Below are 24,411 nucleotides of genomic sequence, written 5' to 3' on the forward strand. Positions count from 1 at the left end.
TAAAGTTATATATATTAGTATAAATGTTAAACAAATACTAACACAGGTGTCAAATTATGGTAAAGTCTTTGCCCGCCTAATACACTTTAAGCAGAAATGTACATGTCTGCAAGTACAGCATTTGCTTTTTCTATCGCTCTTGCTAACACTTCCTGTTCATTGTTCTGATTTTTCACATTGATTACCTGAGCAGCCAAGTTTGCAGGAAAAGTGACCAAACTGACTTCCCATAATTCCACTTGTTTTAACACTCTAGCTCCACTTTTATGATCAACATCATACTCTATAGGTATATAGCCGATGGAAAGTCCGTTAATTGCCCCAGTTTTGAGCATCAAATACACTTCTTCTGCTTTCTGAATACCCAAAAGTAAATGTGCGGTTATATACAGGCCAACATCATTTTCATAAATATCTATGATGCTACCTATAGGTTCGTCAGGATTATGCTGCCAAAGGAGTTTTATTTTATTTCTGTTTAAATTTTCCTTAAATGCTCCGGGCAATATCAGATCATTTTGTTTATCAACTATGTTAAAAACGCTCGCATAACCAGAAAATACACCGTTTTCTCCTATACTTTTTATTGACAATGGTGAATAGAGAAATTTCTTATTCATAAGGCCTCCTGTAGGTTATAGTATTGGGAATTCTGTTTGCACAACGCACTGCAATGTCAAATCTATTATATGCAGTTCTCTAAAAAGGGAAAGTATTTTTTTTAGTTACAAAATAATAAATGAGACTATGAAAGCAATAAAGATCCCAGCGTCACGCGCTGGGATGACAGTAGGAAAACTCAGATGTGAAAGCACTCAATAACAGTCTAGAAAGTATTGAGATATGAGAAAAATCTGTACTCAGGTAACATCAACAATTGATATCTCTAGACAAATTTGATCCTACTTTTACTTCTGACAGAATAGAGATAACGTTCTCTTGTATTTTTTTATATCTAGCGATTTCTGATTCATTTTTTTGCACTTCCAATCTATTATGGAGTAAACTAGAAACATCTCTTACTAACGTAGAAATGTTTTGTGCGGCCTTATATGCTATTGTTCCAATAATAAAGCTAGCAAAGGTATTAATTCTATCAGTAGTAAAATCAGAAAAGTTTGACATGTTGGCATGGAAAACAGGAATGCAAGTAAGACTACCAGGACCATTATAGTAATTACCTTTAATAGCATTAATAGCCATCAAACTCACAAAGCTAGTAATACACCCAACAATAAAAGGTCTCTTATCACTGTGTCTAAGGGTCCAAATGTTGGAAAGCATCTCTTATATTAGTAATTCTGCGTATTATTTCGTAGATATGTGAAACATTAGCATTATTACTTAATGAAATTCTCCTAGATTGTTCAGATTTTTCCTGTATTCTATTACTAATTTCACAATTAAAGTCATCAATGCTTATACCACATGATGTTAAAATACGAACCATATCTTGATTGTCGTTTTCTGATGCAGAATATAATGCTGTCTCATCCTTATAATCACGAAAATTGACATCTCCTCCACTTGATCTATAAACGCTAATTATAAACTCTTCTAAGCTCATCTTATGATTTTCTTCCAAATACCTTGACACTTCCTTAAAATATTCTTTATCGGTAGCAAGTTTGTGTAGAAATGATTGGCCTGAAATTTTTTCTAATTGATCTATAATGATCCTCTGTAATAACATAATTAGCCTCCTATTAAAGTTTCAATACTATTGATAAAATGATACAGTATTATAGTTCTTTAGTCAAGGTGAATATTAATATATTAAGGTTAAAACTGCCAATTAGCAGTCAAAAGAATAAAATGAAATATCAAGTGATATCCTCTATAATTAAATTTTTTGAATGAAGAGATGACGGTTCGCGTAGGAATTAATGGTCTGGGTAGAATAGGCAGAGGCGTATTGCGTGCTATTTTCGAAATAGAAGAATATAGCAAACAAATAGAAGTTGTAGCTGTCAATGGATCGCTCAGTGCAAAGCAGCATGCACATTTGATTAAATATGATTCTGTTCATGGCAAATTCAGTGGTGATATTGATTTTAATGAGTCTCAAAATTGGATTTCTATAAATGGCAAAAAGTTTTCTTTATATAGAGAACGGAATCCTGAAAATATTCCTTGGAATGTTGATGTAATACTTGAATGTACTGGTGCATTCAATAAACGTGAAGAAGCAATAAGGCACAATGCAGAGAAAGTAATTGTCTCTGCTCCAGTTCCGGATGCTGATGTCACTATAGTTTATGGTGTGAATGACGATATGCTCGAAAAAGAGCATAAAGTGATATCAGCAGGTTCTTGCACTACAAATTGCCTTGCTCCGATTGTGAAAGTCCTACACTCCAGTTTAGGTATAAAAAGCGGTTTTATGACTACTATACATGCCTACACGAATGATCAAAATGTTCTTGATGGTAATCATAAAGATTTGCGTAGAGCAAGGGCTTGCGGATTATCTATGGTGCCAACTACAACCGGGGCAGCAAAAACAATTGGTTCTGTCATCCCTGAATTAAAAGGAAAACTAGATGGCACTGCCGTCAGAGTTCCAGTTAGCAATGTTTCTATGGTTGATTTTAAATTTACGACTGATAAGAAAGCGACCGTTGAAGAAATCAATGAAATATTTAAGGATGCAGCTCTCTCCTCTACGTCATTCCAGCGCATGACGCTGGAATCTAATTTCTGGATCCCAGTGTCAGCTACTCGGATGACATCAGAGGGTACTAGGATGACAGAGGGTTATCCAATGTCAAATGTACTTTCTATATGCGAGGAACCTTTAGTCTCAATAGATTTTGTGCATAACCCTTATAGTGCAATTGTGGATTTAACTGGTACATATGTTACAGGTGATATATGCAGGGTTGCAGCGTGGTATGACAATGAGTGGGCTTTTTCGCTGAGAATGTTAGACATAGCATTATTGAGCTATAGTAAAGTATGAACTGGAACTCAAGCAAATACGCCTCATTTTATGAGCACTTTGCGGAACTCAGAAAAAGAGTTATCTTTTGCTTTCTATTTTTTTGCGTTGCTTTTGGTTTTTGTTATTACTTTAAGGAAAATATATACCGTTTTTTACTCGCACCTTTAATAGAAGCAACAAAAGGTAGCGAAGGTTTTTCTTTAATTTACACAGACTTAACAGAGGCATTTTTTGTGTATCTCCAAGTTGCAATAATGAGCGCACTTTTGTTTTCTTTTCCTGTGTTTGCATGGCAATTTTATATGTTCTTAGCACCTGGGTTATATAAAAGTGAAAGGGCAGTGTTGTTGCCATACTTGATTGCAACACCGGTTTTATTTGTAACGGGAGCTACTGTAGTCTATTACTATATATTTCCTTTAGCCTGGAAGTTTTTCATCACTTTTGAACATAGTGGGAAATCTTTCGGTATACCAATAGAGTTTATGCCATCAGTTAGCGAATATTTAGACCTCGTTCTCCAATTTATGTTTGCTTTTGGCACTGCATTTCAAATTCCAGTAATACTCACATTAATGGTGAGAGTTGGGCTACTGACTGCACAAAGTTTGTCAAATAAACGTAGAATTGCAATAGTGGTAATTTTTATTATCGCTGCAATCTTAACTCCACCTGATGTATTAAGCCAAGTAGGGCTTGCAATACCTATGCTGATTCTATATGAATTGTCCATTCTGATATGTAGGTATATTGAAAAAAAGAAGACAAAGATTTAAACAAAGAAATCCCTCTTATCTCCTTTATATCACATTTTTAACTTACAACATTCTTATTCAGGACTTAAATATGGAAATGTTTCATAAATTGATTGTAATACTTTGTTAAGTTCAGCCTTACTTTTGATGATCAATAATACTGTATCATCACCTGCTATAGTTCCTATAATTCCTATGTTTTTGCTATTATTTAATGAATAAATAACATACTTCTGATCTAGAAAGTAAGCTAGGCTGCTAGCTTGTCCTGGTTGAGTGTGTAGTACTATTAAACCAAAATCCGAAATTTGCATATTAAGTATTAATGGTAATCGATATTGGTTGATGTCAATTACTTTATACATACCAGCAACTTTGGCAATTTTAAGTTTTTTTAATTTTCTTGATAAAGTAGCCTGAGGAATGTTGTGCCCTCTTTCTTTAAGCAAGATCTGTAAATCGCTCTGCTCTAAAATTTCGTGATTTTGAATAATATTTAAAATATGTTCACCTAGTGTGTTGTCATGCATTATGCATTTTCCTCATATTGAATATGTAATAAGTATATTTGAAATTATATTCATTATTTCTTGACTATTCAATTTTTAATGTCTATATTCATAAGATGAATAAAATATGAATATAAATTAGTAATATGAAAAAATATATTTTAAATGCTATTATAGTGATAAGTATTCTATTAACAGGATGCAAGGAAAATAAACACGATAATATCATTAGATTTGCAATTTCTGCAGATTATCCACCTTTTGAATATTATGAAAATGGTAAATTTACTGGCTTTGACATTGAGCTTGCTCAATTAGTAGCAAAAGAGTTAGGTAAAGAAGCGATATTTAAAGATATGCAGTTTAGTACTATATTTGCAGCATTGCAAAGTAATTCTGTAGATGCTGCTATATCTACTATTGGTAGCACAGAAGAGCGTGAAAAAAATTTTGATTTTTCAAATAGTTATTATACAGGGGAATTTGGTATTCTATATCACAAAAATAAACCCATAGCCGGTATAAACAACTTAACTCGCAAGAAGATAGCCGTTCAACTAGGAACTGTCATGGAAATTTGGCTAAAAGAGCATGTTCCTACAACAGCTCAAATTATTGCTATAGACAATAATAATCAAGCTGTAGAAACATTAAAGTCTGGTCATGTTGATGGCGTCCTAATTGATGAATTCCAAGGTAAAGTATTTAGCAAAAAAAATCCTGGTCTATCATGGTCAGCCACTGCCAAGTTAGATGGTGGTTATGTTATTGCTGTGAATAAAGGATCTGCTTTAAAGGATAAAATAAACGAGGCATTAAAAAGTTTAGAAAGTAAAGGTGTAATACAAAAAATAGCAGAAAAATGGCTAGGAGATAACTGATGCAGGAATTAATTTCTAATTTCTTGTTTGTTGGAACAGGCCTTGCCTTTACTTTAAAATTATTGATTGGAGGACTGCTTTTAGGTATGAGTCTAGGAGGGTTATTTTCAGTACTCAGATATAATAAGATCTGTATTCCATTAATTAATGGAATTATATCTGTAATACGTGGCACCCCCCTTATATTACAGTTAAGTGTTGTTTATTTTATGACTCCAACCATTGCAGGAATTAAATTAAACATATTTAGTGCTGGCATTATAGCATTTGGTCTAAATAGCTGTGCTTATATTGCTGAGATTTTACGAGCTGGTATTGAAACTATATCAAAAAACCAGTTTGAAGCAGCTAAAACTTTACAAATACCTAGTTTCTATATGTGGAGAGATATTATATTACCACAAGTTATTAAAAATATTCTTCCTGCAATGATAAATGAGATCATTGCACTCCTTAAAGAAACGGCATTAATCTCTACTATTGGTGGTGTTGATATTATGCGCTCTGCGCAAATGCTTGCAGCAGAACAATTTACTTATTTTATACCACTTTGTCTTGCTGGGGCTTATTATTACGCTCTTGTATTACTAATTGAATATATAGGCAAAAAGATTGAACAGAAAGGTATATATGATAAAAATGCATAATGTTTGTAAATTATTTAATAATGTTCCAGTACTTAATAATATTAACCTGATTATAGAACAATCTATAGTTGGTCTTGCTGGTCCTTCTGGTAGTGGTAAATCAACATTGTTACGTTGTATACAAAAACTCGAAGTTTTAGATTCTGGTAGCATTGAATGCAATGATAGTACTGGTTTTGTATTTCAGGATTTTCAACTTTTCTCACATATGACTGTCTGGGAAAATCTTACATATGCTCCCAAACTTAAAAACAAAACTCAGGATCAAAGTGATTCACTACTTGAGTCTTTGGGTATTGCCTCTAAAAAAAATGATTACCCTAGTAATCTATCCGGTGGGCAAAAACAGCGGGTTGCGCTTGCCAGAAGCTTAATGATGAATCCAAGGATTCTATTATGCGATGAGCCAACGTCTGGTTTAGACGTAGCAACAATAGTCGACGTTGTGGAACTATTACAATCAGTTAGAGATATGGGTATTACTATGATTATCGCTTCTCACAATTTGGATTTTTTAACAAAAATATCAGATCGGATTATTCTGTTAAAAAACGGAAAAATAATTGTAGATATCAATCCTAAAGAAATTGATGAACCAACAAACTATTTAAAAAATAATTATTAAAAGAGAATCACTCATATCATACTGAGAGCTATAACAGATTTTAGCATCGAAAATTACATAATATATATTATGGAAAACAAAATTACATAATGTAAGAAGCAATGCTAAAAATAAAATCACATAATATAGCAAACTATAGCTAACCCAAGAAAGGTTTTCCTACGTCATACCGCCGCGATATCTCAGCATAGATTCCGCTAACAAGTAGCGGAATGACGAATTTTTGTTTTTCAAACTGTCGGTAAATCTAAGTCAGTTTAGCTATATGTGTCAAGCACTGGGATGACACCCTCCTGATGGGCCAAAATCACAATGTTCGTACAGTTATGGAATGAATCGCGGTATGACGTGTTGCTTTGATCAGCTATAAAGATGATGCTGCGGAAGTTTTTAGTACTTGCTCGCAACTTTCAACAATTTAATAGCACTGGTGTTTACAACCTCTCCGCCGACACGCTTAGTGACAAAAAACCTCACATAAGGTTTATTCGTATAAGAGTCTCTTAATATTCTCATTCCTCTGTTATCTACAATCTTATAAGCTTGTTTGAAATCTGCCATCGCAATTACTGGTAGCTGATTGTTTGGCGCTGGTGGCATATCGGCAGATTGATATACTGGTATTCCCATTAAAGTATCTGGAGCTTCAAGCGACAGACTTGGCTGCCAGAGATACTGACCTGTTTGAGATTTTAGCAGCCTGATATCCTTCAACGTACTCCTGTTTATCAAAAATGACGCATTTTTGGAATAATATTCGTCCAGAGAGTAATACAACATCATTATTGAATCACTATCTAATTTTTCAGTTTTAACTTGCTCTATTTTATTATAACTGTTTCCATTTTCATAAGCTAAAATTCCTTTTGGTTGAAAAGTGCCCTCACCCTTAATGAAGGCTTCGCTTTCTTCCTTACTAAAAGTCTCGGCAATCTTTTCCACCAGCCAACTCTCAACATCGACAAACGCATCATCGAGTAACTTTTGTGATATTTGTGGTTGAGCATATAACTCGTAAGTTGTGACGGAAATCTTTTGGATTTTGGGCGTGTCCGTATCTTTTGCAAAATCATACTTAGACTTATTGCCACCGTTCTCATCATCTACTGTTTCACTGCTCCAACCTGCACCGGCGCGGTCAAAATCTTCTATAATGTAATCCAATGTTTCAGTAGAGATTCTTTGACTGGAGCATATTTGTCGCATTGGGGACGAATCAGTTACGCGCTTGTTTATGCGTTTTACAATATGCGGAGTAACTAGATACCCTCCGATATCACTGTCATCTCCACTGAGGGTTTTGTGTGATAAACCGCTTTCCATTCCCTTGCGGATATAATCAGAAAAATATTTATCGCTTGTGCTAAAATCTGTATTTACTTCTGGGCGTTGAGCTGCAGTTTCGATCAAGTCTAAACGCTCTTTGCAACTATCAATGGCATTATTTACCTTGCATAGCTGCTCAATTGTTGCAGAATCAGCACGCCCTTTGCTTTCAATTTCTTTTAGTTTGCGATCATTTATTAATTTAAATTGCTCCCATGATGAAGCGAGTTCATTGATACGGTGAGCGATATCGGTAAGTGACATAATAGCCTCCTTTGAAAATGAAATAAAAATGGAAATAAGGTAATAGGAATGGCATCCATAGATGTTTCCCACAGTTGTACGAATATTGCAATATGGTACATAGTAAACGATGTCATTCCAGTGCTTGACACTGGGATCCAGCTTCTATGCAACTTAATTAAAAACGTTTGTTTTAGCGTAAGACAACTACCTTTAGCTCATCAGCTCAGTTATAAGCAAAATTTCTGGATTCCAGTGTCAAGCACTGGAATGACATCATCTGTTGTGCAATTTACCTTTAAAAATGAATATCCGTACAGTTATGTGCTTGGCACTGAAATGGCATCATTTTTTATCTGTTGAAAATGTAAACCGAAAAATAGCGTGGCACTTTGTGCCACGCTTAGTACTGTAAGTTTAATCCAGTAATTAAATTAAGCGAGGTAAAATAAAAGATAATGACACTATATAATGTTCGTTCTTTTATGTCAAGCACTTTTTTGAATTTTTTTGGTGATAATTTTTATCCAGTTATTTTATTATTGTAGTATAATTTCAATGCCAGATACTATCATTATGATCACTATCTAAATTTAAATCGTAATTATCATCAAATTTATATATCCCCTCCATCTCTTCTCTATGCAATTCATGTGAATCACCTAAAGCTTTTTGATTAGAAACGTCAACACAATACTGTAACAGTGCTCTTAATGCTCCAGCACTATCTTGATCTAAATTAAAATTGCTAAAATCAAATTTCTGCATACTCTCCACATGTCCTTCTCTACATAACCTACATATCTTAGCAAAAGCCCTTTCACTTTCTCGACTCCAAGCATTAAGAAAGTAAGGATCTACTACTTTGCTAAATTGTTTCTCTATCTCTTCAAGAGAGCTCTCTGGATTAAGTTCTAATATTACTTTGAAAATCCCACTGCCATGGAATCTATAAAATTTACTAGATAAGCTATCTTTTACAAAATTAACTGCATCATCTATTGTAACACCAGAGCGAGATTCAAATATCATCTCAAATGCTCCATAACAACTATCAATACCAAAATTAATTATTTTTTCCATAAAATCAATTACCTCTTCTAAGGAAATTTGTGGCTTATTCCTCAAGATAACTTCTAAACTCTTGACAAAATTATGCCCATGCTGACCCATAGCATGGGTTTTCCCATTTATTGTATAATGATATAGCTTCTTATTTTCTATTATATGCTTATTGCACTGGTAGATATGTAGCTTATTCAATTTGCCAGAATATTCCTCTATTTCCTTATCTGGTAATTTTGAGCGGAATTCCTTGATTACTTCGCGTATTATTCTATTGATATTACTCATGCTTATTCCTAATTAATATGTTAGTATTTTTATAAATTAAGTTATTATATTAAAATTCTTTCATGGATTTCAATATTAGCTCCGCACTACTTGTAGTTTTTGTAATGGGTCTGCCAATGACGACATAATCAGCTCCTGAATTTATTGCTTCTTTTGGTGTTGCTGTTCTTTTTTGGTCGTCATGACCTGGATCTATACGAATTCCTGGAGTAATAATTTTAAAGTCTTCACCGCATTCTCGGCGCACTTCTTGAGCTTCTAGTGCAGAACAGACTACTCCATGGAGTCCAATCTTTTTTGCAAGCTTTGCAAGCAAAATTACCTGTGATTTTGCCTCTCTTGCTACTCCAAGCTCGTTTAAATCCTCATTGCTCATACTAGTTAGCACTGTCACCCCAATCAGCTTTATTTTTGTGCCTTGCACTACACTTAGCGCTTCTTCAAGCATTTTTGTTCCACCGCTGATGTGCAGAGTTAACATTTCAATGTTCAGAACTTTTATTACTTCAACTGTTTTGGCTACAGTGTTTGGAATGTCATGCAATTTCAGATCTAAAAAAATTGGTACATTGCATTTTGCAACTTCTTGCACTCCAGAAAGACCTTGAGCAGCAAAAAATTCTAATCCCAGCTTTACCATGCCAACTTTACCACGCAGAGCATTAGCTAGAGAAATAGCCTTATTTAAGTCTTGTGTATCCAGTGCGCATATTATTGGGTTCATTATCTTGCATGATTTATCTTATAATAAGACTCATTGTTGTGTTTTGCAAATACTTTCACTCTGATTGAACTGACTGCGTTCATAAGATTCTGTCAATAGTGAATTTGGCAACTTGGTCGGGGTGGATGAGCGACTGACAAATAATGATTCATATCCAAGATCTTCCAGCGAAGAAGAAGGCGTTTCGTCTGGCAAAAGCCGTGCAATTTCTCCTTGTAACGCAGACTTTAATATTTGAATCGTATCTAATATTGCTTTTCCATCATTATTTCTTATTGGTTCTTCTATATTGTCTGTTACGCATCTTATCAACAGTTGCGCAAAATTCACTTGTTTTTCTTTCTCTTTCAAAAAATCTTCTATTTGACTGTCTCGTTCTAAAAGTGAATTTCTTAAACTTTTTACTTCATTATTACAATCTTTTCTTATCCCATCTAACTCAAAAGATTGATTTTTAATTAAACCATTTGCTTCATCTAACTCTTCAAATTTCTCTTTTAATTCTTTAGATAAATTTTTCTTTTCTTTGTTGACCTCTTTAATTTTACATTGTAGCTTATCTAAGTTTGCATGCAGTCTTTCTTGTTCTTCACGTAATTCCTCTACTTCTTTAGAAAATCTATTTTTTTCCTTATTCAATGCCTCTACTTTTTCACTAAGTTCATGTTTTTTCTCACGTAGTGCCTTTTGTACTTCACGTGACGTTTCTATTCTATCATTTAACCCCTTATTCTCTAGCTCTAAATGTTTATTATCATCCACTTCCATCTTCAGCTTTGCAATAAATCTACTTCTTTCTTCCAACTGTTTCTTTAAACATGAGATTTCAAGTTTTAATTTCTCTTCCTGCTCATTAAGCTTACCTATTTCCTTTCTTGTTTTGTCCAATTCATTGTCTATTTCAAACGTACGATTCTTTGCTGTTTCTAATTTTTTCTCTAAAGATTTTTTTTCTTCAAGAAGAGATTCTCTCTCAACTTCTGACTCATTTACTTTCTGATTCAATTTTTTTGCTCTCTTGTCTAAATTTTGCTTTTCTCGAGTTAATTCATGTTTTAATTTTTCCACTTCTTTGTTTGCAGCTTTTTCAGCTTCCTTTCCTAGAGTTATTTTATTTTCCAACTCTTGCTCTTTCTGAGCGAATTTATTTCTCTCAACCTCTATTTTTTTATTATTACTAATTATTTTATACGAAAGTGCAAGCACCAAAACAGATAATGTAGCTAAAGCAAGAATTAGAGGAAGAGGCACATTAGAAGTTACAATAAGCGCTAAAGATGTAAGTAACGTAAGAGTAGCTAAGGAACTAGCTACAAAATAAAATGCATTAGCCTCACTAAGCAAATTGCTCATTACTCCCCTCCCCCCCACGTTCAGCAGTCTTGTATATATTTATTAAAATTCTCTTATCTGTGGAGGAATTATAGTGCTGCACCTACAACAAACTTTCCTTTTTCAGCCTGCTAGCTAAAAATAGCTAAGGTTTTATGTATCCAGTGTACAACTGTACTCAAAATGTGTGGCAGCTGTTGGTCGGGGTAGAACATCCACTGGTATATCCAGAATCACATGAAGCATCATTCAGCTTTTTATATGGCGGTCTTATTGGAGTGGATATATAAGGTGGTTTTGGTTTCGGGAACTGTTTATTAACAGACTCATTTTCACCTATTCCTTCAAGTTCTGATAAATGTTCACTGCTTATATCTGAAGAAATGGAATGACTTTGCTCGTCTTCCTGCCCAGTTACTGCTTGCAGATGTTCAACTTTTCTTTTCAAATCAGAATTATGTCTTTTCAAATCAGAATTATGTTCTCTTAATTCCTCGCATCCGTCATCCAACTCTTTTTCGCTACTTTTCAACTCACTGTTATTATCGCGCAACTTTTCATTAAGTTTTTTTAACTCTCCGATCTTATCAAGATTTTCATTGTTTTCCTCTTCTAATTCCTTGTTTTCCTCTTCTAATTTCTTGCATAGTTTTTCTTTTTGTTCTAAATCTGCAGCTAGCTGGATCGTTTCTTGCGCTTTTTTATTTAACTCTTTTTTCAATCGTCCTTCTTCTTCTAATACATCATCTAAATCAGATTGTAAACAAGAAGTTTTGCCTTTTTCTTTTCTTAACTGCACTGCTAATTTTCCTACTTTTTTCCTTTTCTCCTCTAAACATGTTTCCAATTCTGTTATTCTTTCTTTTAATGAAAGAGCTAAAATTCCTTCATATTTTAATTCATCTAACTGCCTTTTTAAGGAATCTATTTCTCTTTGAGATTGAGATAATTCCTCCATTAAAGAATCCACTCTTTCATTCAATCTTACATTTTCATCACGTAACTCTTGGTATTCAAGAGAAAGCATCTTCTCCTTATGTTCTAACTGACCTTGTACTTTTGCACTCAATTCTGTATTTTCATCGTGTAAATCTTTGTTCTTATTATTAAGAGCACCTATCTTACCCTCTAATTCTCGGATTTGATTACCTTTATTATTTAACTCTTTTGTAGCATTATCTAATTTTTGCTGTGCATCATCTTGTTGTGTCTTTAACTGCTCTATTTCCTTATTTAACCCTGCAATTTCGCTTTCCAAATCTTGCTTTTCTCGAGTTAATTGATCTTTTAATTCCTTCACTTCTTTATTTACAGCTTCTTTAGCTTTTTCTCCCAGAGCTATTTTACTTTCTAACTCTTGTACCTTACTCTCTGATTGTTGTTTTACGCTTTCTAACTCTTGCTCTTTTTCAGCAAATTTATTTTTCTCAACCTCTATTTTCTTATTATTACTAATTATTTTACATGAAAGTGCAAGCACCAAAATAGAAAGTATAGACAAACTCAAAGCAACAGGAAGAGCTACATTAAAGGCTGCAACTGAAGACAAGAACTTAACATAAGGGGCAACAGCAAGTGTCCCAGACGCAAGCAATACCAAAGTAGCAAGAGCACCAGCTATAAGATATGGTGCATTGGTTTTACTATACAAATCCCTGATTATTCCCTCATACTAATAATGATTACAATAGCATGGATATTAAAGGAAGTAAAGCTATAAAAATCAGTATAAGTCTATATTCACTATGTATTTTCCGTCTTCAGTTTCAAGCTCAGACTGCATCCACTCTATCATTTCTGCATTGCACACTGCCTGCAAATCATCCTGTGCAGATTGATCTAACTTATCCTCTTGTACGCTCGCTTTTATCATCAACTTTTTTATCAGATGCTTAACTGATACATTATTATCTGCCTTTATCTTTCTGATAATGTTTAATATCTGAATAACATTATCTCCCATTTCCTCTGAATATTTATCGTAGATAAGTTCTTCTTTGCTCGGCCAATTACTTTGATTGTGTACAGAATTATAACTATACAACTGGTGGTATATCTCTTCTGTAATGTAAGGCAAGAAAGGTGCAAATAACCGCAAAATAATATTCAGTACATATGCCAAACTTTGCTTTGCACTTAAGGTTGCTTCACTGCTTCCGTACGCGCGTTTTTTTACTAATTCCAAGTAGTTATCACAAAAATCCTTCCAAAAAAATTCTTCTACTGCGCCCAAAGCTTCGCAGTATTCAAACTGTAATAGGTTATTCGTTGCTTTACCTATTACTTTGTACAGCTTAGACAGTATCCATTTATCCATCGTCTCACTGATGGAATTTATGCTTACTGTTTGATGCTTTTCCATGAACATGGAAACAAACTTGCTAGCGTTCCAAAGTTTTGTAACGAGGCGCTTGCCAATTTTGAATATATTTTCAGAGTAGACTGTATCAACTCCAAGCCTTGAGTTCGCTGCCCAATAGCGCACTACATCAGCTCCATAAGTTTCAAGTATTACATGAGGAGTAATGATGTTACCCTTTGATTTACTCATCTTTTTCTTATCATCTGCTAAACACCAACCGCTGATCATAATGTTTTTCCAAGGTAAAGAATTTGCATGATAATGTGCCTTTAAAATAGTATAAAAAGCCCAAGTTCTTATTATCTCATGGCTCTGGCTGCGCAGATCTGCAGGAAATATCGTATCATAGCGATGATTTGGTAAGCTAAACTCACTGTTTACTGCTAGTGCACTTAGTTGAGGAGTAATTGAACTTGTGGCCCAGGTATCCATTACATCTTGATCTGGGATAACCTCTTCTTTGCTATACCCTTTTGGCAAATCTTTCAATGGATCTATAGGCAGGTCCTTTATCTCAGCTAGAATAATTTTACCTTCTTCTCCCTTACGGTTGGAATACCACGCTGGAAATGGCACACCAAAATAACGTTGCCTTGAGATGCACCAGTCCCAATTTAGCCCTTCTATCCACACTTCCATACGTTTACGCATAGTAGCTGGATGCCAATTGCATTCTTTTACTTTATCTAATACTTGAGCTTTTTGCTCTAAAGTCTTGATAAACCATTGATAAGTAGGCAATATCTCAAGTGGTGCACCAGATCTTTCTGCGCACTTAACAGAATGAGAAATGTTAGTGCTTTCTACCAAAAGTCCTTTTTCAGTTAGGATTTCGATCATCCTCTTTCTTGCTGCTACAATTTTTAGTCCATTTATTTCATAGATTCCAGCGTCACGCGCTGGAATGACGCCGGGGTGTGGTGGAATGACATCATGAAGGTTCATCCTCCCATCCTGATCGATGATAATTTTCATCGGCAGATTATGCTTTTGCTGCCAATATATGTCGAGCTCATCACCGAATGTACAACACATAACAAGCCCAGTGCCTTTATCTATTTTAACCTTATCATCAGCTATTATTGGAACTTTTGTCTCTGTGATCGGCACCACGGCTGTTTTTCCGATCAGATGGGTGTAGCGCGCATCCTCTGGATGACAAAAAACTGCAACACATGCGGGAAGTAACTCAGGCCGCGTAGTTGCAATATTGATCTGCTCATTTTCTTGAGTAGAGAAAACTATCGTGTTTAAGGATGACTCAAAAACTTTATCTTCTATTTCTGCTTGTGCAATTGCTGTTTTATCAACCGGGTCCCAAAGGATGGGCTGCATTTTTCTATATGCATATCCCTTATTATATAGATCAATAAACGACATCTGTGAAAGCGTCACAGTTTCCTTGCTGATCGTGTGGTATTCCAAATCCCAGTCATAACTAATGCCGACCGATTTAAATAGTTCCTTGAATTCTTGCTTTGATTTTTCAATAACCTCATGGCACATCTCTATAAATTTTTCCCTGCCAACTTCTTTTGCGCGGGTTTTATAGGTTTGCTCAACCAATCTTTCAGTGGGAAGCCCATTATCATCAAACCCAATTGGGTAAAACACATCTTTTCCCAGCATGCGCTGAAACCTTGCAATAAAGTCCGTGTGGCAATAGCTAAATATATGGCCGATATGGAGTTTTCCTGATATTGTCGGTGGAGGCGTGTCTATAGTGAAAGTGTTATCCTTTTCACCATTCCATTTATAAACTTTACTACCTTCCCATAATATGTTGCATTTGTCTTCAACTTCTTTAAAGCCGTATTTTTCTTTTAACATAAATATTTCTCAATTTTAAACTTTAAGCTAGCAACGTCATACCGCCGCGGTATCTCTAGATCCCGCTAACAAGCAGCGGAATGACGATGGTCGGTAAACCTAAATTACTTTAGCTATAGCACAATTAAGTAAATACGGCAATTTTACGCCAAAATTTTTTGTTTACGAACATAAATTTTCTATGCTATGATAAAAATATTACTTGACCTTAGGTTCTAAGGGTATTATGTAATGTTAATTATATATATTGAGGTTAAATATGCATAATTCAAATCAAAATCTTTCACCTGGAGCAACTTCACCAACTGATATAACATCTGATCAAGAAGGAACTATAAATAAAAACTCTATTGAATCAGGAACAGAGCAGTCGTTACAAGGTTCTTTAGTTGGTAATCAAGAGTCTTTAAATGATTATGTTGATGCGAGTAGCACGCCTGTGTCTGAAGGGATTAATGATACAATGCAGGTTGCCGATGATAATGAGGTTACGTCGGGCAATAAAGGTAATCGAAGTGTTGTTTCTAGTGATAGCACGACATTAAGTGAAGGTTCTGTTAATGGGCAAGAAGGTGTTACTAAGTCAAAAAAAGGAAAAGGAAAAAGATCAAAAAGTAAAAGAATACAACGGAGTAAGCAGCATTTAAAAGAGAAAGACGAGGAAATAACAGCATTAAAAGCTCAACAAAATACACAAGAAGTTGCGGACTTACAGCAACAGTTACAAGCTAAAGACGAGGAAATAACAGCATTAAAAGCTCAACAAAATACACAAGAAGTTGCGGACTTACAGCAACAGTTACAAGCTAAAGACGAGGAAATAATAGCATTAAAAGCTCAACAAAATACACAAGAAGTTGCGGACTTACAGCAACAGTTACAAGCTAAAGACGAGGAAATAACAGCATTAAAAGCTCAACAAAATACACAAGAAGTTGCGGACTTACAGCAACAATTAGCAGATAAAGAGAAAGAAATAGCACAACTAAAACAACAACAGCCAAATGCTGAAGTTGACAAACTGAAGGCAGACTTAACAGCTAAAGAGAAAGAAGTTGACAAGCTAAAGAAGGAAAATAAAGAATTAGAAGCTGAAAACAAAAAAATTCAACAACTAAAACAAGGCAATGGAGCACGGTACACTGCTACTGTTGGTATGGGTCTTGCTGCTGGACTGATAGCATTTACTGCACTTGAACGTACAGTTAAGTTAGAGATGTTAGTAATGATTGGTATAGCAGTAGCATCTGCACTCGTAGCCGGTGGTATTACATATGCAGTATTACCTAGTACTCAAGTAGATGGGGCAAAAGCACAAGAAGTAAATGAGAATGGGAAAAAGAAGTAACAAGGGTTAAGCCGAAATGTACGTGTCAAGTAAAACACTTGACGCGAGCTTCAGTTTTTATATTCATTCATTAGCATAATATAATTTTGTGCTGATTGTGTAATATGTTTAATTTCTTCATTCGACATTTTTTTGAAGAATTTTGCTGGCCTGCCAGCCCATATTTCCCCACTTTTTATCACTTTTCCGTGTGTTACCAGTGAGCCAGCAGCTACCATAGCTTCAGGCTCCACAACTGCATGGTCCATCACGGTAGAGCCCATACCAATAAACGCCTTATCATGCACCGTGCATGCGTGCAACACACAAAAATGTCCCACTGTTACCATGCTGCCAATAATTGTGTCACCACCTGGGTTTCTATCCACATGAATTACCGTTCCATCTTGAATATTTGTTCCATTACCTATTTTTATTGATCCAACGTCCCCTCTGATTACACAATTAAACCAGATGCTTGCATCTCTTCCTATTTCAACCTTGCCTATGATATGCGAACCACCTGCGATGAAAGCACTTTCGTCTATTTTTGGTTCATAATTTTTGTATTTTAAAATGTGATACATATTAAGCCCAAAGTTTTATGCATATGTTAATCAAAATAAGGTAAGCAGTAAATACATACTTAGATTTCAAGTTATTTGGGTGACAGATGTTCTTGACTTACGTGCTTTGTACTGCTAAAATTTTTATTTTCAGCCCTATCTATAATGTCAGTAGCGGTATTAAGTATATTTCAAATAATATTGGTTGTTGTGTTAGTAATTTTAGTGCTCTTGCAGCCGCCTGGAAGTAGTTCGTTAAGTGGTTTTAGTAATACACAACAGGGGGTCAATTCGATGATTCCGGTGAAATCTTCTGAAAACCCGCTCAGCAGAATAACGGCTATTGTTGCTGGATTGTTTATTATAAACACATTGCTATTGTCAGGATTATGTTCAAAAGACGTACATAAAAAATCGATCGCAGAAAAAATTATATTAGAAAAAAAGCAAGAAAGTGAATCTACTTCTGTTCCATTTGAAAATTAATGAAGGAAGCTAAATTTATCTTTGTCACAGGTGGAGTTGTGTCATCGCTTGGTAAAGGCTTAGTTGCTTCGAGTGTTGGTGCGCTTCTTCAAGCTCACGGTTTTAAGATCCGTATCAGAAAACTTGACCCGTATCTCAACATTGATCCTGGGACAATGAACCCAACTCAGCACGGAGAGGTATTTGTTACCGAAGATGGTGCTGAAACTGATTTGGATCTTGGGCATTATGAGCGTTTTACTGGAATTAAAGCAACAAAAGATGACAATATAACAACTGGTAAGATATATCATGAGTTATTGAAGAAAGAGAGGCGTGGTGATTATCTGGGCAAAACTGTGCAAGTCATTCCTCATGTAACAGATTTGATCAAATCGTTCATTTTTAATGGTACGGAAGGTTTAGATTTTGTAATATGTGAAATAGGCGGAACTGTAGGTGACATTGAAAGCCAACCATTTTTGGAGGCTATACGCCAAGTTAACTACACATTAGGAAAACAAAGAGTTATCCTGATTCACTTAACTTTAATACCATATCTTACCGCAGCGCAAGAATTAAAGACAAAACCAACGCAGCATTCAGTTCGAGAGTTAAATTCCGCGGGGTTACAACCAGATATTATATTATGCCGCAGTGAGAAAGAAATTTTCGATAATCAAAGAGAGAAAATAGCTAAGCTTTGCAATGTTTCTTTATCCAATGTGATACCTGCCCCTGATGTGAGTCATATATATGAGTTACCGGTGTTGTATAGCCAATGTGGGCTTGATACGCAAATTTTGGAGCACTTTCATTTAAGTAAGCCAAAACCAAGCTTGACTGAATGGGATCAAATAGTGCATTCCATAAGGCACCCAACACAGGAAGTTACTGTATCTATAGTGGGAAAATACACCGAATTCCCTGATGCATACAAATCACTGGTTGAAGCATTAAATCATGGTGCGATTAGTAATAAAGTCAAAGTAAAGATAAATTGGGTTAACTCAAGAGAGAAGGAAGAAAAACCTATAAATGAAAAGCTTATAGGGGAGAAGTTACAGAATTCTCATGCAATCCTTGTTCCAGGGGGGTTTGGTGATGACGGAGTAGAGGGTAAAATATTAGCAATAAATTATGCCCGTACAAATAATATCCCATTTTTCGGAATTTGCCTTGGTATGCAGCTTGCAATTATTGAATTTGCTCGTAATGTTGTTAAGCTTGAAGATGCACACTCTGAAGAATTTCGTAACTGTAAACATCCAATCGTTAAGTTAGCTGGCGATCAAGATGACGATCTTGGTGGAACCATGAGACTTGGGGCATACAAATGTAATATAAATGCAAACTCTAAAATGATGGATGCATATAGTAACACTACTATTTCAGAAAGACACAGGCATAGGTACATAATCAATTCAGATTATAAAGATGACTTAGAAAAAAATGGGCTGTTATGCAGTGGCATATCAGAAGATGGAACGTGCATAGAGGCAGTGGAGTTAGAGAGTCATCCGTGGTTTATTGGTGTGCAGTTTCATCCAGAATTTCAATCAAAGCCGTTTTCTCCTCATCCTCTTTTCGTGTCGTTCGTTAAAGCAGCAATTGATAAGAAATAAGTGCCTAGTGTTTAAGTATCAATATATGGAGCTTGCCATAGAGCAAGCCAAACTCGCTCAAAAAAATGATGAGGTGCCCATAGGTGCTGTAATAGTGAGTGGAGACAATATCATTTCTTCTGCACACAATATATCCAGCGATCCAACTGCACATGCAGAGATGTTAGCGATCAGACAAGCATTTTCAACTCCCACGCTTTGTGATGCTGATATGTACGTAACATTAGAACCATGTCCGATGTGTGCTCAAGCCATTTCCTTTGCCAGAATTAAACGATTGTACTTTGGAGCTTATAATCCAAAAGGTGGAGGAATTGAAAATGGTGCTAAGATATTTCAATTTTGCAGCCATATACCTGAAGTTTATGGTGGGATATTAGAAACAGAATGCTCTTTTTTGTTAAAGGATTTTTTTGAGAAACTAAGGAACATTTGATAAATCGTCATGCTACTTGTTTTCCGATACAAAATCGTCATCCCGCTACGTGTTAGCGGGATCTATGCTAGGAGATACCGTGACGGTATGGCGGTTAAGTAATTCGTCATTCCAGCGCGTGACGCACAACTATACAAACATTGTCCACCAGCAGGGTGTCATCCGAGTAGCTGACACTGCCCTCCTTTGTCATCCCAGTTCCCAGACACTGGGATCCAGAAGACTTAATTTTAACCAAGTGGCTGCATAATAAAGGCTGGATTCCAGTGTCAAGCACTGGAATGACATTACAGGGACACTGGGATGACATCATCCTTTTCTCTGGATTCCAGACTGGAATGACAGCAGTCCTACGTCATACCGTCACGGTATCTCTAGATCCCGCTAACAAGCAGCGGGATGACGGTTGTCAGGGTGTCAGCTACTTAGATGAAACCCTTTCCCGGTCTATCAAATCACATAGGAGAAAACTAAGACCAATCAAATTTCTTATCTTGCGGTTTTATTTGCAATATTGCTACCACACTGATCAACAAGCAGAAGACTATATAAAGCCCAGCAGCAAGGTTTGTTTGAGGAAATGTTACAGTCAACCAAATACAAACCATAGGAGTAAATCCTCCATGTAACGCATAAGAGATATTGCGTGATAAGCTCACACCACTAAATCTAACATTGGTAGGAAAGAGTTCAGATGCAACTATTCCTATGGGAACTATACCCCTTTCTATTATAGAGAGAACCATTACGCTCAACGCAATCACAAGATAATTTTTATAGTAATATGCAATAGATAACGCAGGACAACACAGTGCCATTGTAATTGCTATAAATAAGATTGCAGTGCGCTCTTTTCCAACTTTATCAGCCAACATTCCAAACGCTATTGAAGATATCGGCATTAATACACTGGTTATAATCAATACAATTTCGTTGATATATGTTGTTACATAAACATCCACTGATGCTATTTCCTTTGCGAGAGTTCGAAGAAATATGGTAAATCCAACAGCAACATTAACAGGTACAGATATTAAAATAGCAAGTATAAGAGCTCTCTTGTGGCGTTTTATAAGCTCTATTATTGGCAAATCAGGTAAATTTCTTTGTTTTCGATTTTTTTCATATGCTGGAGTTTCTCCCAATGTGTATATGCTATACGCGCTAATTAATCCTAAAATAGCTGAGAAAATAAATGGCAATCTCCAACCCAAGGTACAAAAATCAGTAGTTTTTTTGCAGATAATCACTATCACCGCAGAAAGCAAGACGCCAATGGAGCGACCAAAACCCATCATTCCAAAATACATCCCTAAGTTCTCTTTCCTACTGGATAAATGCTCTATAAGATAAACAGAACTTCCTTGTTCACCACCAAGTGCAATTCCTTGTGTTATATGGATTGCAAGAAGCAATATAGTAGAAATTATACCTACTTGATTGTGACTTGGAATAAATGCAATGAGACTTGATGGTATCGATATTAGCAAGATAGTAATTATTAATGCTATCCTCCTTCCATACCTGTCACCAACGTGACCAAATATGAATGCACCAAGTGGCCTTACAATTGCACCTAGCCCTACAATTCCAAATAATTGCAGTATGTTACTGTAGACATCTTTTGCAAAACAAAACTCTCTGCTGATTATGTTAATCAAATCAATAAAAAGCATGTAGTCATACCATATTGCGATTCTGCAGAGTATGGTTGATATCAACACCCTTGTTTGCACTAAATTCAATTCGTAAATGTTTGCTTATTCTATTCTGGCTGCTTTTTGGGATTTTACAACCTAAACATATGGAGTTGACTTTTTTATTATGGTGTGTGATAATTGCAATGAATATAGCTTATTTAGCAGCACTTATAGCAGCAGCTATAATAAAAATAGCAGCAGTAATACTTTGTGCTATAATGTGTATAAGCATTTTCTTTATATTATTTAAGGGAAAAAGAACACTTAGATTCAAAAGGATTTCTATCTCTTCTGAAAACAGTAGGTGTAATTTATATAATACTATCAATTATATCTCTCCCACTTATTATATTAAGCCTTACTACTCCGTCACCTCTGGTAGTAGGTATAGTAGGTGGTATCGTTGGTGCTATTTCCATAATACCATTAATAGTAGCTTACATTTTGCTTGTGGCTATATCGAATATCTTTATTACCAAGTCTTTATAAATTTGAGCTAATGTTACTGTCTTCATTTCTTCTTGGTTGTAATATTGCTGAAAGTTATCTATTTCCATAGGTATAACATATAATCTGATTTTATAAGATATTCTACCGGGATTAAAATATCGTAAATCTTAGGCGTTATAAACAAAATTTACAGGAAAAATAAGATGATACTACTCAAAAAGGCAAACAATACGGTATTTTTCTGGCATAAGTTAGCGTTCAGCTTTACCTTTCCTTGCAAGACATTTTAGAGCTATTATGTCTTACTTCTTGAAGATACAAGTTAGCGTTTTTAACCCGAATTCTGGATTGGAGATTAAAAAAAACAAGAATATCAATAGCTTATTGTTTTAGCATTTACGATAAAGCAGTAAGCATTTTAAGACTAGTTACTAATTTAGTAAAATTCAAGACTTTCAATAATTTACCTAAAATCTAATCCAGAATTCTGGTTAATAATAAAATCTTGTTTTTTGAAAATGAATTTGGTAAACTTTAAAGATGTATGTGACAATATGGTGATATATTGTTTTTAGTATTTAATAAATTAAAGTACGTACTTGATAATTTTTCTGAACGCTCTAATCAAGCTAAAATAGGTAAGCTAGATAAAATTATTCTTAGTTTAAAATTGGTATAAGGTATTAAGATGAAAAAAATTGAAATTTCAGAATTACTAAAAAGAATTTCAATCTGTTTACTATGCGTGGCAACTATTGTCTCTATCGCTTTTTTGTTTGCCTATATGCATACAATGTTGCTTAGTAAAGGGTATGAGTTAGCTGCACATTATGTTAGTGAAGCTATGCCTTGTGTGTTACTTGTCGTTCCCCTTTTTATTGTTTGGTTTGTATATGATCAAGTATTCAGCAAACTAAAGGAAGTAGAGCTGCCTATATCGATAGAATTAGCTAATTCAGATGATAAAAGAATAACATTTGCTGATGCTATAATTGATGACTCCTTAAAACAACGGTTGCAGATGATTTGCTGTGACCAAATGACAGAAGAAATGCGCAAGCTGTTTGGAAATAAAAGTATTAATTCACTAAGAGGTTACATATTATATGGCCCTCCTGGAAATGGTAAAACACTTATCGCTCGTGCAATTGCAGGTGAATCAAATATGAATTTCATAAGCATCTCAGGTCCTGAACTTATTGGAGTATATATTGGTCATGGTGCACATGCTGTACGCGAGCTTTTTAAAATAGCAAAAAAATATTCTCCTTGTATAGTCTTTATAGATGAAATAGATGCAGTTGCTCAAAAAAGAAGTACCGCTAATAACTCAGCTTACCATTGTCGAGAGAGTTTAACACAGTTGTTAACTGAAATAGATGGATTTAAGAGCAGAAAAGATATAATAGTAATTGGTGCAACTAACCTTATCGGTGGTATAGATCCAGCACTTATTAGACCTGGACGTTTAGGTCAGAAGGTTTATGTCCCTAATCCAAACATAGAGGTGAGACAAAAGATATTGGCACTTTATATGCGAGGTACAAAAACTGATGAAAAGCTAAGCCTCCAAGACATTGCAGACAAGACTGAAGGCTATTCTGGGGCTGAGTTAGAGCAATTAGTGAATGAAGCAAAAATTAGCGCTGGTGCGCAAAGACGGCTTATAGTGAGTGAGGAAGATTTCAGTTACGCGCTTCACAGGTTAAGTCCAGAACAAGAAAGAGATAGAATAAAGTTAGTTTCAAACGCGAAGACACAGATAGAAGAAACTTCTTTTATACGGTAAACATAAAAATTGAAATTATAGAAGTGTAGCTGAGCCAACCTTCGTTATTCTTATTATTACCCACAAATAAAGACATGGTATTGCATTTACTCAAATAATTTAATTTTATTAACCTGAAAGCTTATTGGATTAAAATTATTAAATTAAGAGTTATAATTTTAGCAACTAAAAGCTGTAAATTGCACCATATAAACAGTTATTTCAAGCAAAAGTTATACTGACCTTAGCCAGAAAAAGTGGTGGAAAAGTTAGGAATGTTTTTTACAAAAAAAGACAGTATCAATAAAAAGGATTTTATTCTATTTGAAATATAAAATTATCATGTATTTTTCTGTTATTCCCAAGTGAATTATTATTAACTTAGCAGTATATATTATTAAAAACACAAGCAATACAATCATTTTTAGCAACCAAAACCAGCAAGCGTGAGAAGATTTTTTTTTGGAATGAGTTGGTCATGATGTTTGTAAAACTTAATTTGTACACTTTACTTACCCCCAGTAATTCTGATATAGTTACTTT

General features: G+C 35.0%; 23 protein-coding genes. 11 read left to right on the plus strand and 12 right to left on the minus strand.

Features of this window, described 5'->3' with window-relative positions; all coding sequences use genetic code 11:
• Nucleotides 1–86 precede the first annotated feature (86 nt).
• The 3 genes from ABWU32_RS04205 to ABWU32_RS04215 form a co-directional block, all read right to left on the minus strand.
• A complete protein-coding gene (locus tag ABWU32_RS04205; protein ID WP_006280514.1) occupies nucleotides 87–620 on the minus strand; it encodes an HK97 family phage prohead protease in 534 nt (177 codons plus the stop codon).
• 250 nt (nucleotides 621–870) lie between these two features.
• On the minus strand, nucleotides 871–1,203 hold the full coding sequence (locus tag ABWU32_RS04210) for a hypothetical protein (protein WP_044471216.1): 333 nt from the start codon (nucleotides 1,201–1,203) through the stop codon (nucleotides 871–873).
• A gap of 55 nt (nucleotides 1,204–1,258) precedes the next feature.
• Nucleotides 1,259–1,693 carry an ankyrin repeat domain-containing protein gene (locus tag ABWU32_RS04215; RefSeq protein ID WP_015588980.1) on the minus strand — a complete coding sequence of 145 codons (435 nt, stop codon included), beginning with the start codon at nucleotides 1,691–1,693 and terminating at the stop codon, nucleotides 1,259–1,261.
• A 171-nt stretch (nucleotides 1,694–1,864) separates the two neighbouring features.
• Between ABWU32_RS04215 and ABWU32_RS04220 the strand changes: the two genes are divergently transcribed.
• Both ABWU32_RS04220 and tatC read left to right on the plus strand, forming a co-directional pair.
• Entirely contained in the window at nucleotides 1,865–2,962 is a 1,098-nt protein-coding gene (locus ABWU32_RS04220; RefSeq protein ID WP_174516762.1) for a type I glyceraldehyde-3-phosphate dehydrogenase, read from the plus strand.
• Entirely contained in the window at nucleotides 2,959–3,720 is a 762-nt protein-coding gene (gene tatC, locus ABWU32_RS04225; RefSeq protein WP_015588978.1) for a twin-arginine translocase subunit TatC, read from the plus strand. Before ABWU32_RS04220 ends, tatC begins: the two co-directional genes overlap by 4 nt.
• A gap of 53 nt (nucleotides 3,721–3,773) precedes the next feature.
• Here the strand turns inward: tatC and ABWU32_RS04230 are convergent, their stop codons facing one another.
• Nucleotides 3,774–4,229, minus strand: a complete 456-nt coding sequence (locus ABWU32_RS04230) for an arginine repressor (protein ID WP_015588977.1) — start codon at nucleotides 4,227–4,229, stop codon at nucleotides 3,774–3,776.
• A gap of 125 nt (nucleotides 4,230–4,354) precedes the next feature.
• Between ABWU32_RS04230 and ABWU32_RS04235 the strand changes: the two genes are divergently transcribed.
• From ABWU32_RS04235 to ABWU32_RS04245, 3 genes are read left to right on the plus strand one after another with little or no spacing between them, the layout of a single operon-like run.
• The gene (locus tag ABWU32_RS04235; protein WP_015588976.1) at nucleotides 4,355–5,089 is read left to right on the plus strand and encodes an ABC transporter substrate-binding protein; all 735 of its coding nucleotides are present in this window, start codon (nucleotides 4,355–4,357) and stop codon (nucleotides 5,087–5,089) included.
• Nucleotides 5,089–5,736, plus strand: a complete 648-nt coding sequence (locus tag ABWU32_RS04240; RefSeq protein ID WP_007548901.1) for an amino acid ABC transporter permease — start codon at nucleotides 5,089–5,091, stop codon at nucleotides 5,734–5,736. Before ABWU32_RS04235 ends, ABWU32_RS04240 begins: the two co-directional genes overlap by 1 nt.
• Nucleotides 5,720–6,361 (plus strand): amino acid ABC transporter ATP-binding protein, encoded by a 642-nt coding sequence (locus ABWU32_RS04245; protein WP_010962606.1) that lies wholly within the window; start codon nucleotides 5,720–5,722, stop codon nucleotides 6,359–6,361. The genes ABWU32_RS04240 and ABWU32_RS04245 overlap by 17 nt, the downstream gene beginning before the upstream one ends.
• Before the next feature lie 390 nt (nucleotides 6,362–6,751).
• Here ABWU32_RS04245 and ABWU32_RS04250 read toward each other — a convergent pair whose 3' ends face one another.
• A complete protein-coding gene (locus tag ABWU32_RS04250) occupies nucleotides 6,752–7,951 on the minus strand; it encodes a phage major capsid protein (protein WP_015588975.1) in 1,200 nt (399 codons plus the stop codon).
• 48 nt (nucleotides 7,952–7,999) lie between these two features.
• Between ABWU32_RS04250 and ABWU32_RS04255 the strand changes: the two genes are divergently transcribed.
• Nucleotides 8,000–8,293 (plus strand): hypothetical protein, encoded by a 294-nt coding sequence (locus tag ABWU32_RS04255; RefSeq protein ID WP_010962608.1) that lies wholly within the window; start codon nucleotides 8,000–8,002, stop codon nucleotides 8,291–8,293.
• Between the two features lie 192 nt (nucleotides 8,294–8,485).
• Here ABWU32_RS04255 and ABWU32_RS04260 read toward each other — a convergent pair whose 3' ends face one another.
• The 5 genes from ABWU32_RS04260 to ABWU32_RS04280 form a co-directional block, all read right to left on the minus strand.
• Entirely contained in the window at nucleotides 8,486–9,283 is a 798-nt protein-coding gene (locus ABWU32_RS04260) for a hypothetical protein (protein ID WP_015588974.1), read from the minus strand.
• Between the two features lie 49 nt (nucleotides 9,284–9,332).
• Entirely contained in the window at nucleotides 9,333–10,007 is a 675-nt protein-coding gene (pyrF, locus tag ABWU32_RS04265) for an orotidine-5'-phosphate decarboxylase (protein WP_353278388.1), read from the minus strand.
• Nucleotides 10,008–10,037: 30 nt separating this feature from the next.
• On the minus strand, nucleotides 10,038–11,360 hold the full coding sequence (locus ABWU32_RS04270) for a hypothetical protein (RefSeq protein ID WP_015588973.1): 1,323 nt from the start codon (nucleotides 11,358–11,360) through the stop codon (nucleotides 10,038–10,040).
• Between the two features lie 157 nt (nucleotides 11,361–11,517).
• Complete coding sequence (locus tag ABWU32_RS04275) at nucleotides 11,518–12,990, minus strand: hypothetical protein (protein ID WP_353278390.1); 1,473 nt, start codon at nucleotides 12,988–12,990, stop codon at nucleotides 11,518–11,520.
• Nucleotides 12,991–13,062: 72 nt separating this feature from the next.
• Nucleotides 13,063–15,531 (minus strand): valine--tRNA ligase, encoded by a 2,469-nt coding sequence (locus ABWU32_RS04280; RefSeq protein WP_174516760.1) that lies wholly within the window; start codon nucleotides 15,529–15,531, stop codon nucleotides 13,063–13,065.
• Between the two features lie 259 nt (nucleotides 15,532–15,790).
• Between ABWU32_RS04280 and ABWU32_RS04285 the strand changes: the two genes are divergently transcribed.
• Nucleotides 15,791–16,879, plus strand: coding sequence for a hypothetical protein (locus tag ABWU32_RS04285; protein WP_265027760.1), 1,089 nt, complete (start codon nucleotides 15,791–15,793; stop codon nucleotides 16,877–16,879).
• A gap of 50 nt (nucleotides 16,880–16,929) precedes the next feature.
• Here the strand turns inward: ABWU32_RS04285 and ABWU32_RS04290 are convergent, their stop codons facing one another.
• Nucleotides 16,930–17,445 carry a gamma carbonic anhydrase family protein gene (locus ABWU32_RS04290; protein ID WP_141457186.1) on the minus strand — a complete coding sequence of 172 codons (516 nt, stop codon included), beginning with the start codon at nucleotides 17,443–17,445 and terminating at the stop codon, nucleotides 16,930–16,932.
• Between the two features lie 144 nt (nucleotides 17,446–17,589).
• Between ABWU32_RS04290 and secG the strand changes: the two genes are divergently transcribed.
• The 3 genes from secG to ABWU32_RS04305 are packed head-to-tail and all read left to right on the plus strand — an operon-like array spanning nucleotide 17,590 to nucleotide 19,950.
• Nucleotides 17,590–17,910 (plus strand): preprotein translocase subunit SecG, encoded by a 321-nt coding sequence (secG, locus tag ABWU32_RS04295; protein WP_007548880.1) that lies wholly within the window; start codon nucleotides 17,590–17,592, stop codon nucleotides 17,908–17,910.
• Entirely contained in the window at nucleotides 17,910–19,514 is a 1,605-nt protein-coding gene (locus tag ABWU32_RS04300; protein ID WP_015588967.1) for a CTP synthase, read from the plus strand. The genes secG and ABWU32_RS04300 overlap by 1 nt, the downstream gene beginning before the upstream one ends.
• Nucleotides 19,515–19,539: 25 nt before the next feature.
• Nucleotides 19,540–19,950, plus strand: coding sequence for a nucleoside deaminase (locus ABWU32_RS04305; protein WP_015588966.1), 411 nt, complete (start codon nucleotides 19,540–19,542; stop codon nucleotides 19,948–19,950).
• A 470-nt stretch (nucleotides 19,951–20,420) separates the two neighbouring features.
• On the opposite strand, the gene ABWU32_RS04310 is transcribed toward ABWU32_RS04305, so the two are convergent.
• Nucleotides 20,421–21,686 (minus strand): MFS transporter, encoded by a 1,266-nt coding sequence (locus ABWU32_RS04310; protein ID WP_256359313.1) that lies wholly within the window; start codon nucleotides 21,684–21,686, stop codon nucleotides 20,421–20,423.
• A 1,102-nt stretch (nucleotides 21,687–22,788) separates the two neighbouring features.
• On the opposite strand from ABWU32_RS04310, the gene ABWU32_RS04315 reads away from it, so the two are divergent.
• On the plus strand, nucleotides 22,789–23,889 hold the full coding sequence (locus ABWU32_RS04315) for an ATP-binding protein (protein ID WP_015588963.1): 1,101 nt from the start codon (nucleotides 22,789–22,791) through the stop codon (nucleotides 23,887–23,889).
• Nucleotides 23,890–24,411: the final 522 nt, after the last annotated feature.

The sequence above is a fragment of the Wolbachia endosymbiont (group A) of Udea olivalis genome (assembly GCF_964028365.1).
GTDB classification, from domain to species: Bacteria; Pseudomonadota; Alphaproteobacteria; order Rickettsiales; family Anaplasmataceae; genus Wolbachia; species Wolbachia pipientis.

What these genes read in the sequence shown, in the direction of transcription:
- ABWU32_RS04205 (WP_006280514.1), bottom strand. Translation starts at nt 620, where the DNA reads ATGAATAAGAAATTTCTCTATTCACCATTGTCAATAAAAAGTATAGGA.
- ABWU32_RS04210 (WP_044471216.1), bottom strand. Translation starts at nt 1,203, where the DNA reads ATGGCTATTAATGCTATTAAAGGTAATTACTATAATGGTCCTGGTAGT.
- ABWU32_RS04215 (WP_015588980.1), bottom strand. Translation starts at nt 1,693, where the DNA reads ATGTTATTACAGAGGATCATTATAGATCAATTAGAAAAAATTTCAGGC.
- ABWU32_RS04220 (WP_174516762.1), top strand. Translation starts at nt 1,865, where the DNA reads ATGACGGTTCGCGTAGGAATTAATGGTCTGGGTAGAATAGGCAGAGGC.
- tatC (WP_015588978.1), top strand. Translation starts at nt 2,959, where the DNA reads ATGAACTGGAACTCAAGCAAATACGCCTCATTTTATGAGCACTTTGCG.
- ABWU32_RS04230 (WP_015588977.1), bottom strand. Translation starts at nt 4,229, where the DNA reads ATGCATGACAACACACTAGGTGAACATATTTTAAATATTATTCAAAAT.
- ABWU32_RS04235 (WP_015588976.1), top strand. Translation starts at nt 4,355, where the DNA reads ATGAAAAAATATATTTTAAATGCTATTATAGTGATAAGTATTCTATTA.
- ABWU32_RS04240 (WP_007548901.1), top strand. Translation starts at nt 5,089, where the DNA reads ATGCAGGAATTAATTTCTAATTTCTTGTTTGTTGGAACAGGCCTTGCC.
- ABWU32_RS04245 (WP_010962606.1), top strand. Translation starts at nt 5,720, where the DNA reads ATGATAAAAATGCATAATGTTTGTAAATTATTTAATAATGTTCCAGTA.
- ABWU32_RS04250 (WP_015588975.1), bottom strand. Translation starts at nt 7,951, where the DNA reads ATGTCACTTACCGATATCGCTCACCGTATCAATGAACTCGCTTCATCA.
- ABWU32_RS04255 (WP_010962608.1), top strand. Translation starts at nt 8,000, where the DNA reads ATGGCATCCATAGATGTTTCCCACAGTTGTACGAATATTGCAATATGG.
- ABWU32_RS04260 (WP_015588974.1), bottom strand. Translation starts at nt 9,283, where the DNA reads ATGAGTAATATCAATAGAATAATACGCGAAGTAATCAAGGAATTCCGC.
- pyrF (WP_353278388.1), bottom strand. Translation starts at nt 10,007, where the DNA reads ATGAACCCAATAATATGCGCACTGGATACACAAGACTTAAATAAGGCT.
- ABWU32_RS04270 (WP_015588973.1), bottom strand. Translation starts at nt 11,360, where the DNA reads ATGAGCAATTTGCTTAGTGAGGCTAATGCATTTTATTTTGTAGCTAGT.
- ABWU32_RS04280 (WP_174516760.1), bottom strand. Translation starts at nt 15,531, where the DNA reads ATGTTAAAAGAAAAATACGGCTTTAAAGAAGTTGAAGACAAATGCAAC.
- ABWU32_RS04285 (WP_265027760.1), top strand. Translation starts at nt 15,791, where the DNA reads ATGCATAATTCAAATCAAAATCTTTCACCTGGAGCAACTTCACCAACT.
- ABWU32_RS04290 (WP_141457186.1), bottom strand. Translation starts at nt 17,445, where the DNA reads ATGTATCACATTTTAAAATACAAAAATTATGAACCAAAAATAGACGAA.
- secG (WP_007548880.1), top strand. Translation starts at nt 17,590, where the DNA reads ATGTCAGTAGCGGTATTAAGTATATTTCAAATAATATTGGTTGTTGTG.
- ABWU32_RS04300 (WP_015588967.1), top strand. Translation starts at nt 17,910, where the DNA reads ATGAAGGAAGCTAAATTTATCTTTGTCACAGGTGGAGTTGTGTCATCG.
- ABWU32_RS04305 (WP_015588966.1), top strand. Translation starts at nt 19,540, where the DNA reads ATGGAGCTTGCCATAGAGCAAGCCAAACTCGCTCAAAAAAATGATGAG.
- ABWU32_RS04315 (WP_015588963.1), top strand. Translation starts at nt 22,789, where the DNA reads ATGAAAAAAATTGAAATTTCAGAATTACTAAAAAGAATTTCAATCTGT.